The sequence below is a fragment of the Pseudomonas bubulae genome, assembly GCF_037023725.1.
GTDB classification, from domain to species: Bacteria; Pseudomonadota; Gammaproteobacteria; order Pseudomonadales; family Pseudomonadaceae; genus Aquipseudomonas; species Aquipseudomonas bubulae.
In genome coordinates, this window is the sequence record NZ_CP146077.1 from 4,932,501 (window position 1) to 4,945,192 (window position 12,692).

8 protein-coding genes and 2 rRNA genes (1 of these 10 only partly in view) are annotated in these 12,692 nt (G+C 53.9%); all 10 read right to left on the reverse strand.

All coding sequences use genetic code 11. The features are described from left to right. Positions 1–2,885, reverse strand: a 23S ribosomal RNA gene (locus tag V6L81_RS22770); it reaches 9 nt to the left of the window's first position. A gap of 323 nt (positions 2,886–3,208) precedes the next feature. Next, a 16S ribosomal RNA gene (locus V6L81_RS22775) occupies positions 3,209–4,745 on the reverse strand. The 16S and 23S rRNA genes sit together here, the layout of an rRNA operon. 478 nt (positions 4,746–5,223) lie before the next feature. Next, complete coding sequence (msrQ, locus tag V6L81_RS22780) at positions 5,224–5,838, reverse strand: protein-methionine-sulfoxide reductase heme-binding subunit MsrQ (protein WP_271350758.1); 615 nt, start codon at positions 5,836–5,838, stop codon at positions 5,224–5,226. Then, on the reverse strand, positions 5,838–6,851 hold the full coding sequence (gene msrP, locus V6L81_RS22785; RefSeq protein WP_095002582.1) for a protein-methionine-sulfoxide reductase catalytic subunit MsrP: 1,014 nt from the start codon (positions 6,849–6,851) through the stop codon (positions 5,838–5,840). The genes msrQ and msrP overlap by 1 nt, the downstream gene beginning before the upstream one ends. A 63-nt stretch (positions 6,852–6,914) precedes the next feature. Beyond that, positions 6,915–7,772, reverse strand: a complete 858-nt coding sequence (pssA, locus tag V6L81_RS22790; protein ID WP_095002581.1) for a CDP-diacylglycerol--serine O-phosphatidyltransferase — start codon at positions 7,770–7,772, stop codon at positions 6,915–6,917. 145 nt (positions 7,773–7,917) lie between these two features. Next, positions 7,918–8,934, reverse strand: coding sequence for a ketol-acid reductoisomerase (gene ilvC, locus V6L81_RS22795; protein WP_095002580.1), 1,017 nt, complete (start codon positions 8,932–8,934; stop codon positions 7,918–7,920). A 49-nt stretch (positions 8,935–8,983) separates the two neighbouring features. Next, positions 8,984–9,475 (reverse strand): acetolactate synthase small subunit, encoded by a 492-nt coding sequence (gene ilvN / locus V6L81_RS22800; RefSeq protein ID WP_016783407.1) that lies wholly within the window; start codon positions 9,473–9,475, stop codon positions 8,984–8,986. A 2-nt stretch (positions 9,476–9,477) separates the two neighbouring features. Beyond that, positions 9,478–11,202, reverse strand: a complete 1,725-nt coding sequence (locus tag V6L81_RS22805) for an acetolactate synthase 3 large subunit (RefSeq protein WP_095018783.1) — start codon at positions 11,200–11,202, stop codon at positions 9,478–9,480. Between the two features lie 409 nt (positions 11,203–11,611). After that, positions 11,612–11,941: a YqcC family protein gene (locus V6L81_RS22810; RefSeq protein ID WP_095002592.1), complete on the reverse strand. Its 330-nt coding sequence runs from the start codon at positions 11,939–11,941 to the stop codon at positions 11,612–11,614. Between the two features lie 5 nt (positions 11,942–11,946). Next, positions 11,947–12,684, reverse strand: a complete 738-nt coding sequence (locus V6L81_RS22815) for a M48 family metallopeptidase (protein WP_095018778.1) — start codon at positions 12,682–12,684, stop codon at positions 11,947–11,949. Positions 12,685–12,692 lie beyond the last annotated feature (8 nt).

Below are 12,692 nucleotides of genomic sequence, written 5' to 3' on the forward strand. Positions count from 1 at the left end.
CCTCACGGGCAATTAGTATTGGTTAGCTCAACGCCTCACAGCGCTTACACACCCAACCTATCAACGTCGTAGTCTTCGACGGCCCTTTAGGGAACTCAAGGTTCCAGTGAGATCTCATCTTGAGGCAAGTTTCCCGCTTAGATGCTTTCAGCGGTTATCTTTCCCGAACATAGCTACCCGGCAATGCCACTGGCGTGACAACCGGAACACCAGAGGTTCGTCCACTCCGGTCCTCTCGTACTAGGAGCAGCCCCTCTCAAATCTCAAACGTCCACGGCAGATAGGGACCGAACTGTCTCACGACGTTCTAAACCCAGCTCGCGTACCACTTTAAATGGCGAACAGCCATACCCTTGGGACCGGCTTCAGCCCCAGGATGTGATGAGCCGACATCGAGGTGCCAAACACCGCCGTCGATATGAACTCTTGGGCGGTATCAGCCTGTTATCCCCGGAGTACCTTTTATCCGTTGAGCGATGGCCCTTCCATACAGAACCACCGGATCACTAAGACCTACTTTCGTACCTGCTCGACGTGTCTGTCTCGCAGTCAAGCGCGCTTTTGCCTTTATACTCTACGACCGATTTCCGACCGGTCTGAGCGCACCTTCGTACTCCTCCGTTACTCTTTAGGAGGAGACCGCCCCAGTCAAACTACCCACCATACACTGTCCTCGATCCGGATAACGGACCTGAGTTAGAACCTCAAAGTTGCCAGGGTGGTATTTCAAGGTTGGCTCCACGCAAACTGGCGTTCACGCTTCAAAGCCTCCCACCTATCCTACACAAGCAAATTCAAAGTCCAGTGCAAAGCTATAGTAAAGGTTCACGGGGTCTTTCCGTCTAGCCGCGGATACACTGCATCTTCACAGCGATTTCAATTTCACTGAGTCTCGGGTGGAGACAGCGCCGCCATCGTTACGCCATTCGTGCAGGTCGGAACTTACCCGACAAGGAATTTCGCTACCTTAGGACCGTTATAGTTACGGCCGCCGTTTACCGGGGCTTCGATCAAGAGCTTCGCGTTAGCTAACCCCATCAATTAACCTTCCGGCACCGGGCAGGCGTCACACCCTATACGTCCACTTTCGTGTTTGCAGAGTGCTGTGTTTTTAATAAACAGTCGCAGCGGCCTGGTATCTTCGACCGGCAGGGGCTTACGCAGTAAATGCTTCACCTCCACCGGCGCACCTTCTCCCGAAGTTACGGTGCCATTTTGCCTAGTTCCTTCACCCGAGTTCTCTCAAGCGCCTTGGTATTCTCTACCCAACCACCTGTGTCGGTTTGGGGTACGGTTCCTGGTTACCTGAAGCTTAGAAGCTTTTCTTGGAAGCATGGCATCAACCACTTCGTGTTCTAAAAGAACACTCGTCATCAGCTCTCGGCCTTAGAATCCCGGATTTACCTAAGATTCCAGCCTACCACCTTAAACTTGGACAACCAACGCCAAGCTGGCCTAGCCTTCTCCGTCCCTCCATCGCAATAACCAGAAGTACAGGAATATTAACCTGTTTTCCATCGACTACGCTTTTCAGCCTCGCCTTAGGGACCGACTAACCCTGCGTCGATTAACGTTGCGCAGGAAACCTTGGTCTTTCGGCGTGGGTGTTTTTCACACCCATTATCGTTACTCATGTCAGCATTCGCACTTCTGATACCTCCAGCAAGCTTCTCAACTCACCTTCACAGGCTTACAGAACGCTCCTCTACCGCATCATCCTAAGATGATACCCGTAGCTTCGGTGTATGGTTTGAGCCCCGTTAAATCTTCCGCGCAGGCCGACTCGACTAGTGAGCTATTACGCTTTCTTTAAAGGGTGGCTGCTTCTAAGCCAACCTCCTAGCTGTCTAAGCCTTCCCACATCGTTTCCCACTTAACCATAACTTTGGGACCTTAGCTGACGGTCTGGGTTGTTTCCCTTTTCACGACGGACGTTAGCACCCGCCGTGTGTCTCCCATGCTCGGCACTTGTAGGTATTCGGAGTTTGCATCGGTTTGGTAAGCCGGGATGGCCCCCTAGCCGAAACAGTGCTCTACCCCCTACAGTGATACATGAGGCGCTACCTAAATAGCTTTCGAGGAGAACCAGCTATCTCCGAGCTTGATTAGCCTTTCACTCCGATCCACAGGTCATCCGCTAACTTTTCAACGGTAGTCGGTTCGGTCCTCCAGTTAGTGTTACCCAACCTTCAACCTGCCCATGGATAGATCGCCCGGTTTCGGGTCTATTCCCAGCGACTAGACGCCCTATTAAGACTCGCTTTCGCTACGCCTCCCCTATTCGGTTAAGCTTGCCACTGAAAATAAGTCGCTGACCCATTATACAAAAGGTACGCAGTCACCCAACAAAGTGGGCTCCCACTGCTTGTACGCATACGGTTTCAGGATCTATTTCACTCCCCTCTCCGGGGTTCTTTTCGCCTTTCCCTCACGGTACTAGTTCACTATCGGTCAGTCAGTAGTATTTAGCCTTGGAGGATGGTCCCCCCATATTCAGACAAAGTTTCTCGTGCTCCGTCCTACTCGATTTCACTGCAAAGATGTTTTCGCGTACAGGGCTATCACCCACTATGGCCGCACTTTCCAGAGCGTTCCGCTAACATCAATACAGCTTAAGGGCTGGTCCCCGTTCGCTCGCCACTACTAAGGGAATCTCGGTTGATTTCTTTTCCTCAGGGTACTTAGATGTTTCAGTTCCCCTGGTTCGCTTCTTAAGCCTATGTATTCAGCTTAAGATACCTAACTTATGTTAGGTGGGTTCCCCCATTCAGACATCTCCGGATCAAAGTCTGTTTGCCGACTCCCCGAAGCTTTTCGCAGGCTACCACGTCTTTCATCGCCTCTGACTGCCAAGGCATCCACCGTATGCGCTTCTTCACTTGACCATATAACCCCAAGCAATCTGGTTATACTATGAAGACGACATTCGCCGAAAATTCGCTGCTCAATTAAGAGCAATCACAAATTTTACCTTAGCCTGAATAAACACCAGTGAAAGTGCTATCCAGTCTAACTTTCTATTACATACCCAAATTTTTAAAGAACGATCTAATCAAAAGATCAGAAATCAACATTCACCATCATTTGATGGAATGCTCATTTCTAAGCTTTACGACAGAAAAACCGCAGATCAACTCTGCAGTTATCGTCTTCTACAATGAATCAAGCAATTCGTGTGGGAACTTATGGAGCAGCTGATGTCGTCGATTAAGGAGGTGATCCAGCCGCAGGTTCCCCTACGGCTACCTTGTTACGACTTCACCCCAGTCATGAATCACACCGTGGTAACCGTCCTCCCGAGGGTTAGACTAGCTACTTCTGGTGCAACCCACTCCCATGGTGTGACGGGCGGTGTGTACAAGGCCCGGGAACGTATTCACCGTGACATTCTGATTCACGATTACTAGCGATTCCGACTTCACGCAGTCGAGTTGCAGACTGCGATCCGGACTACGATCGGTTTTATGGGATTAGCTCCACCTCGCGGCTTGGCAACCCTTTGTACCGACCATTGTAGCACGTGTGTAGCCCAGGCCGTAAGGGCCATGATGACTTGACGTCATCCCCACCTTCCTCCGGTTTGTCACCGGCAGTCTCCTTAGAGTGCCCACCATTACGTGCTGGTAACTAAGGACAAGGGTTGCGCTCGTTACGGGACTTAACCCAACATCTCACGACACGAGCTGACGACAGCCATGCAGCACCTGTCTCAATGTTCCCGAAGGCACCAATCTATCTCTAGAAAGTTCATTGGATGTCAAGGCCTGGTAAGGTTCTTCGCGTTGCTTCGAATTAAACCACATGCTCCACCGCTTGTGCGGGCCCCCGTCAATTCATTTGAGTTTTAACCTTGCGGCCGTACTCCCCAGGCGGTCAACTTAATGCGTTAGCTGCGCCACTAAGAGTTCAAGACTCCCAACGGCTAGTTGACATCGTTTACGGCGTGGACTACCAGGGTATCTAATCCTGTTTGCTCCCCACGCTTTCGCACCTCAGTGTCAGTATCAGTCCAGGTAGTCGCCTTCGCCACTGGTGTTCCTTCCTATATCTACGCATTTCACCGCTACACAGGAAATTCCACTACCCTCTACCATACTCTAGCTTGCCAGTTTTGGATGCAGTTCCCAGGTTGAGCCCGGGGATTTCACATTCAACTTAACAAACCACCTACGCGCGCTTTACGCCCAGTAATTCCGATTAACGCTTGCACCCTCTGTATTACCGCGGCTGCTGGCACAGAGTTAGCCGGTGCTTATTCTGTCGGTAACGTCAAGACAGTCACGTATTAGGTAACTGCCCTTCCTCCCAACTTAAAGTGCTTTACAATCCGAAGACCTTCTTCACACACGCGGCATGGCTGGATCAGGCTTTCGCCCATTGTCCAATATTCCCCACTGCTGCCTCCCGTAGGAGTCTGGACCGTGTCTCAGTTCCAGTGTGACTGATCATCCTCTCAGACCAGTTACGGATCGTAGCCTTGGTGAGCCATTACCTCACCAACTAGCTAATCCGACCTAGGCTCATCTGATAGCGCAAGGCCCGAAGGTCCCCTGCTTTCTCCCGTAGGACGTATGCGGTATTAGCGTCCGTTTCCGAACGTTATCCCCCACTATCAGGCAGATTCCTAGGTATTACTCACCCGTCCGCCGCTCTCAAGAGAAGCAAGCTTCTCTCTACCGCTCGACTTGCATGTGTTAGGCCTGCCGCCAGCGTTCAATCTGAGCCATGATCAAACTCTTCAGTTCAAACATCTTTGGGTTTTTAAGAAACCCTAAACTTGGCTCAGCAATCGTTGGTTACATCTTTGATTTCTCGCGGAGTAACTTGTGATGCTGATAATCTTGTTGACTATCAGTCTGACTCCACAAGCACCCACACGAATTGCTTGATTCAATTGTTAAAGAGCGGTTGGTCAGCTTTCGCTGTACCGAGGCGCGCATTCTACAGCAGCCTCTGTTGCTGTCAAGCGGTTATTTTAAGATGTTTTCAAAGTTTCCTCTGTAACATCAACCACTTGCGCTTTCGATCTCTCGTTAGCGGGAGGCGAATTCTACAGCGTTACACGCTGCTGTCAACACCTCATTTCCTGCTTCGATGACTTGAAGCTGACACCGCCGAAAACCGTCCAACTCATTGAAACTCAAGGAGTTTTCCGTTTCGACTGCGCCGGAAGTGGGGCGAATTATAGGCCGTTTGAATCCAGGGTCAAGCACTAATTTGAACTTAAATCGCAGAAGCTGATTTCTTCTTATATAGACGCGGAATCCGGCTCTTCACCATCGGTATGCGCAGTGCCAGCAGACCTACACCTATACAGGCATAAATCGACCATTCCTTGAGGTCCGCCCGCACTATCCAGAGCATATGCAGCAACCCCAAGCCCACTACCACATACACCAGACGATGGAGCTTCTTCCAGCGCGCGCCCAAGCGTCGCTGACTGTAGCGATTCGACGTCACCGCCAACGCCAGTAAACACAAGAACCCCAGGCTGCCGACAATAATGTAGGGACGCTTGCTTAGCTCAACACCCAACTGCGACCAGTCAAACCCCAGCACGAAAGTCAGGTAGGCACACAGATGCAGCACCACATAGGCAAAACACCACAAGCCGAGCTGTCGACGCACCGTGACCCAGCCCGACCAGCTCGTCAGTCTATGCATCGGCGTCATGCTCAACGTCACCAACAGCAGTATCAACGTTCCCAGCCCCAGACGATCGACCAACACCTTTCCCGGGTCTGGCCCCAAGGCAAAGATCCAGGCCTCGTACAACCAATACAAAGGCCAGATGGCCACCACGATAAAGACGCCAAGGCGCCAAGGTAGATGCTTCATCAGTAGTTCTTCCGCAGATCCAGGCCTGTATATAAAGAAGCAACCTCATCGGCGTAACCGTTGAACATCTGCGTATCGCGCACATTGGGACTGAACAGACCGCTCGGCAAGCGTCGCTCACGCGCCTGTGTCCAACGCGGATGATCAACTTGCGGATTCACGTTGGCATAGAAGCCGTACTCATCCGCAGCAATGCTTTGCCAGGTGGTTTTTGGCTGATCCTCGACCAGACTGATACGCACGATGGATTTCACACTTTTGAAACCATACTTCCAGGGCACCACCAACCGTAGCGGCGCGCCATTTTGATTGGGCAATTCGCGGCCATACATGCCCACCGCCAAAATCGCCAACGGATTCATCGCCTCATCCAGCCGTAACCCTTCTACATACGGCCAGTCAATCAATGCAAAACCCGAACGCTGCCCCGGCATGACCTTAGGATCCTGCAATGTTTCAAAACGGATGTACCTGGCTTTGGAGGTTGGCTCCACCTGCTTGAGCAATGCCGAAATGGGAAATCCCATCCACGGGATCACCATCGACCAGGCCTCTACACAACGCAGACGATAAATCCGCTCCTCCAACTGATAAGGCTTCATGAAGTCTTCCAGCGCGTAACGACCCGGTTTGCCCACCTCCCCGTCGACTACCACAGTCCAGGGCTCGGTTTTCAAGGCACCAGCATTTTGCGCCGGATCCCCCTTGTCAGTGCCGAACTCATAGAAGTTGTTGTAGTGGGTCGCATCCTTGAAAGGTGTGATCGCCTCCCCCTTCACCGTGACGGCCTGCCATTTGGTTTGCGCTAGCTTGTCGGCAAACCAGGCTGGAGCCTTGCCCGGTTCAACATCTGCATAGCGCACCGCATCTTCGGCACTGGCCAAACGTGGAAGCGCGCCCACAGCCAATCCGGCAAGCGAACTGCCCAACAATGCACGACGGGATAAATAGAAGGATTCAGGCGTAACGTCCGACTCTTTGCAGTCGGACGCTTTAGGCAGCTTGATGAGCATGACAACTCCGCAGTATTGGAGGGCTGATGCACCAATAGACTACGGAGTATGGGAGAAATTACATCACTCGGCGTTTTTGTTACGACGCAAACGCAGCAAGTACTGGATCGGCCCCGATGCCGCATATGCCAGGAAGGCCAGCAACAGAATGCGCGGCGGATCGCTGAACACAACCGCGAAGACCAGTACCACAGCCAGAATCGCCACAAAAGGAACACGCCCTTTCAAGTCCAGTTCCTTGAAGCTGTTGTACTTGATATTGCTGACCATCAGCATGCCGGCTGCCGCTACGAGCAAGGCAACCAGGAACGACATTTTCGAACCCTGAATACCGTAATCACTGAATGCCCATACGATACCCGCCACCACACCAGCCGCCGCCGGGCTGGCCAGGCCGATAAAGTAGCGTTTGTCCGCTGTACCTACCTGGGTATTGAAACGCGCCAGACGCAACGCCGCGCCCGCAACATAGATGAAGGCAACCATCCAGCCGACCTTGCCCATGTCCCCCAGTGCCCAGCCAAAAGCCAGCAACGCAGGGGCAACACCAAAGGCAACCATGTCCGACAAGGAATCGTACTCGGCACCAAAGGCACTTTCGGTATTGGTCATGCGGGCTACGCGGCCATCAAGACCGTCGAGCACCATGGCGACAAAAATGGCGATGGCTGCAAAGGCAAAGTATTTGCTGGCCCCAGCAGTATCACCCGCACTCATGGCACTTTGCGCACTCATGGAACTGATGATGGAGTAAAAACCGGCGAACAGGTTCGCAGTGGTGAAAAGGTTCGGCAGCAGATAGATACCACGATGCCGGACTTTTCGGCCTTCGGCGTCATGCCCTTCTTCGACATGCTCATCGATAGGCAGCAGGCTATCGGCGTCTGAAGCCGCTTTTGGCTCTTCGGGACGTTCGCTCATGGACATTACCTTGCAACGATATGGAAAGTTTCGGTAGAAGCTTGGGGGCCAACACGCACCCGCAAACGATCCTGCTTTATACCAGAAGCCGCCGCTTAAACGAAAAAACGCGGCCTAGGCCGCGTTTTCTCTACAGGCTGGGAACTTAGTTCTTTGCCTGGTCAACGATTTTGTTCGCGCCGATCCAAGGCATCATCGAGCGCAGTTGCCCGCCAATGACTTCGATACCGTGAGCGGCGTTGTTGCGACGCTTGGCAGTCATCGAAGGGTAGCCGGTAGCACCCTCGCTGATGAACATTTTCGCGTATTCACCGTCCTGGATGCGTTTCAGAGCGTTACGCATTGCCTGACGGGATTCAGCGTTGATGACCTCAGGGCCAGTCACGTACTCGCCGTATTCGGCGTTGTTGGAGATCGAGTAGTTCATGTTGGCGATACCGCCTTCGTACATGAGGTCAACGATCAACTTCAATTCGTGCAGGCACTCGAAGTAAGCCATTTCTGGCGCGTAACCGGCTTCAACCAGAGTTTCAAAGCCAGCCTTAACCAGTTCAACAGTACCGCCACACAGAACTGCCTGCTCGCCGAACAGGTCGGTTTCGGTTTCGTCCTTGAACGTGGTTTCGATGATGCCGGTACGACCGCCGCCTACGCCCGAAGCATAAGACAGGGCCAGGTTCTTGGCGTTGCCCGACGCATCCTGGTAGATAGCGATCAGGTCAGGGATACCGCCGCCACGTACGAACTCGGAACGAACGGTGTGACCTGGCGCTTTTGGCGCGATCATGATCACGTCGAGGTCGGCACGCGGCACAACCTGGTTGTAGTGAATCGCGAAACCGTGGGAGAAGGCCAGGGTGGCGCCCTTCTTGATGTTCGGTTCGATTTCATTTTTGTACAGCGCGGACTGGAACTCGTCCGGGGTCAGAATCATGACCAGGTCCGCAGCGGCAACAGCGCTGGCAACGTCAGTTACTTTCAGGCCATGAGCTTCAGCCTTGGCGACAGTGGCCGAACCCTTGCGCAGGCCAACGGTAACGTCAACGCCGGAATCTTTCAGGTTGCAGGCTTGAGCGTGACCCTGGGAGCCGTAACCGATGATGGCTACTTTTTTGCCCTGGATGATCGAAAGGTCGCAGTCTTTGTCGTAATAAACTTTCATGATTTTCCCTTATATCCAGGCCATTCAGGCCAATTAGCACTTGTTAGTTTTAGATGCTGAGTACTTTGTCGCCACGGGCAATCCCGGTGACGCCACTGCGAACTGTTTCCAGGATCGAGGCGGTTCCAATCGACTGAATGAAACTGTCGAGCTTCTCACTGGTGCCTGTCAACTGCACGGTATACACACTGGCGCTGACATCAACGATCTGCCCACGGAAAATATCCGTGGTGCGTTTGATTTCTGCGCGCTGTGCACCCGTTGCCTTGACCTTGACCAACATCAGTTCGCGCTCGATGTGAGCGCTTTCCGACAGATCCACCAGCTTGACCACTTCGATCAGCTTGTTCAGGTTTTTGGTGATCTGCTCGATCACTTCATCATGCCCCACCGTGGTCAGGGTCAGACGCGACAGGGTCGGGTCTTCTGTTGGTGCCACGGTCAGGCTTTCGATGTTGTAGTTGCGTTGCGAAAAAAGCCCGACAACGCGAGACAATGCGCCCGGTTCGTTTTCAAGAAGCAAGGAAATAATGTGCCGCATGATTAAGTACGCTCCGTCTTGCTCAGCCACATGTCGCGCATGGAGCCATCTTTGATCTGCATCGGATAAACGTGCTCACTGGTATCAACCTGAATATCCAGGAACACCAGGCGATCCTTCATGGCAAAGGCTTCTTCCATTTTCGGCTTGAGGTCTTTCAGATCGGTGATCCGGATACCTACATGCCCGTAAGCTTCAGCCAGCTTGACGAAGTCAGGCAGCGATTCCATATACGAATGGGAGTGACGACTGCCGTAGTTCATGTCCTGCCACTGACGCACCATCCCCAGCACTCCGTTGTTGAGGCTGACGATTTTGACGGGCAAGCCGTACTGCAGACAGGTGGACAATTCCTGAATGTTCATCTGAATACTGCCCTCGCCTGTCACGCAGGCAACGTCAGCATCAGGGAAGCTCAGTTTTACCCCCATCGCAGCCGGGAAACCGAAGCCCATGGTGCCCAGGCCTCCGGAGTTGATCCAGCGGTTGGGCTTGTTGAAGCGGTAGTACTGGGCCGCGAACATCTGGTGCTGCCCCACATCGGACGTTACATAGGCATCGCCCTTGGTCACTTCGCAGAGCATCTCGATAACAGCCTGAGGCTTGATCTGGCTGCCGTCGCCCTTGTTGTAAGGGAACAGGTCACCGTCTCCGCGCCACTCGTCGATTTGCTTCCACCAGCTGGCAACCGCTTCCGGGTTTGGCTTGTCGCCGATGTCCTTGAGGATGGCGACCATTTCGGTCAGCACGCTCTCAACAGGGCCTACGATCGGCACGTCCGCCTTGATGGTTTTGGAGATGGACGCCGGGTCGATATCGATATGGATGATCTTGGCATTCGGGCAGAACTTGGACGGGCCGTTGATGACCCGGTCATCAAAGCGTGCACCTACCGCAAGGATCACGTCTGCGTTGTGCATCGCCATGTTGGCCGTGAAGCTGCCATGCATGCCAAGCATGCCGATAAACTGACGGTCGGTGCCAGGGTATGCACCCAGACCCATCAGCGTATTGGTCACGGGCACGTTGAGCATTTTTGCCAGCTCGGTCAGTGGCTCCGAGCCACCGCCCAAAATAACCCCGCCGCCTGCGTAAAGCACAGGGCGCCTGGCCGCCAGCAGCATCTCTGCCGCCTTGCGGATCTGGCCGGAGTGGCCACGCAAGGCCGGGCTGTAGGAGCGCAGCTTGGCTTTTTTCGGGAAAACGTATTCGAATTTTTCGGCCGGGTTGGTCATGTCTTTCGGGATATCGACCACGACCGGACCAGGACGGCCGGATTGCGCCAGGTAGAACGCCTTTTTCATGACTTCCGGGATTTCCGAAGCATGCTTGATCATGAAGCTGTGCTTCACGATGGGCCGGGAGATACCGATCATGTCGGTTTCCTGGAAGGCATCAGTTCCGACCATGGTACTAGGCACCTGACCCGAAATGATCACCATCGGAATGGAGTCCATGTAGGCAGTGGCAATACCGGTGATGGCGTTGGTAGCACCCGGCCCGGAAGTCACCAGTACTACACCGGCTTTACCGGTGGCACGGGCGTAGCCGTCAGCCATATGGGTTGCAGCTTGTTCATGACGAACCAGGATGTGGGTAACTTCCGGCTCTTTGAACAGTGCGTCGTAGACATGCAGGAGAGCACCACCTGGGTACCCGTAGATATATTTGACACCTTCGTCGCGCAAAAAGCGGACGAGCATCTCACCACCAGACAAAAGCTCCACGTTGTTCACCTCTAAAACGCCAGAATACCGTCCACAAAAATACGAACGGGTCTTAATAGGTTTACTTTTCAGCAGAGCATGAGCGACGGTGGTCGCCGACTACGTCAGCACTGACTGAGCAAGTATTGGGAACTCCCCAAGTATTGCGGGGGTTTCCCACCCAGCGCGAGGTAACGCGTTGCGGGTGTAACAGGTCGGCGCGGGTGTGCGCCTCATGATCTGCTGAGAGAGCCTGCTTCTGGCAGCCCCTCTACAGCGGGAGTTCGATTCTTGTCATTAGGCCTGTCCAAGTCAAGCCATCAATTCAATTTATTTGCATAAATCGACAGGAACGCACAAAAAAACGCGCAAAATGACAGAAGCCAACAAGAAAATGGATGGCTGCCAGTAAAAACTGGCAGCCATGACCTCAGGAGGCAGGGCTGATCAGGTGGTCAAAGTCTTGGAAATGCTTGAGCAAGGGTTTCCAGTTGCCACGACGCTGGGCAAACACATGCTCAGCCATATGCCAAATACCCGAGACACTGGGCAGAGGCTGCCCCCGTTCGACGATGGTTTTCATCTTCGGCAGGAAGATCCACTGCACCCATTGCTCAAAATCCAGGCGATCGACACTGAACGGCTCCAGGCTGGAAAGGTCGTGTTCGGTCGGGACCTTGTCACTCCACAAGCCCTGGGTGCGCATTTCGTGTTCGATCAGCAGCAGGAACCCGGCAACTTCAGATGTGCGTGCATCCATGACCATCAGAGGCTCACCTTGGCTTTTTGACGGGCCAATGCAGCACCAGCGGCATCACCTTGCTTCTCACGGGCCTGGGCAATCAAACCCCACAAGCTCGCCTGCAAATCCGGACGACCGCTGGCGAACGTCAAACCACGGCGGGCAAACTGCTCAGCCTGGGCGGCATCGCCCTGGGCCATACGCACCTGAGCCAGACGATAAAGCACCTGAGGCTCACGAGGGGCCACGCGCTGGGCACGTTCAAGGCTCGATGAAGCGCCGTTCAAGTCGCCGCTCGCCTGTTGTTGCTGAGCGGTGGTAAGCAGCGCCAGCACCGGGCCATCCAGTTGCTCGTCGGCAGCCAGGCCGCCGCTGTTCGACGGAATGCCGCTGGGGGTAATGGCCGTCGGGGCACTGTAGGCCGCGCCCGGTGTGTAGCTACCCGTGTTGATGGGGGCTGCGGCAGGGCCGGGGGTGATCGGCCCCGGCGTAAATGGCTGGGTGCTGATCGGCGTCGACACACTGGCAGCGCCGCCCGGAATCATCACCACAACCCCCGAGTCCTCGGTAATCGTACGTGCCTGAGCGGCACGCGGCGCAGTGGCCTGTGGATAATTCCCCGCCGTACGCTGGGCCGAAACACGCTCGTTATTCGACACCGCAACACCAGAATCGACCACAGGGATGGACCCCTGCGGCACGCTGGCACAACCATTGAGCAAAGCCAGGGCTGAAACAGCCGCAATCCACAACTTATTCACGTCATACC

What these genes read in the sequence shown, in the direction of transcription:
- msrP (WP_095002582.1), bottom strand. Translation starts at nt 6,851, where the DNA reads ATGCTCATCAAGCTGCCTAAAGCGTCCGACTGCAAAGAGTCGGACGTT.
- ilvN (WP_016783407.1), bottom strand. Translation starts at nt 9,475, where the DNA reads ATGCGGCACATTATTTCCTTGCTTCTTGAAAACGAACCGGGCGCATTG.
- msrQ (WP_271350758.1), bottom strand. Translation starts at nt 5,838, where the DNA reads ATGAAGCATCTACCTTGGCGCCTTGGCGTCTTTATCGTGGTGGCCATC.
- ilvC (WP_095002580.1), bottom strand. Translation starts at nt 8,934, where the DNA reads ATGAAAGTTTATTACGACAAAGACTGCGACCTTTCGATCATCCAGGGC.
- V6L81_RS22810 (WP_095002592.1), bottom strand. Translation starts at nt 11,941, where the DNA reads ATGGATGCACGCACATCTGAAGTTGCCGGGTTCCTGCTGCTGATCGAA.
- pssA (WP_095002581.1), bottom strand. Translation starts at nt 7,772, where the DNA reads ATGAGCGAACGTCCCGAAGAGCCAAAAGCGGCTTCAGACGCCGATAGC.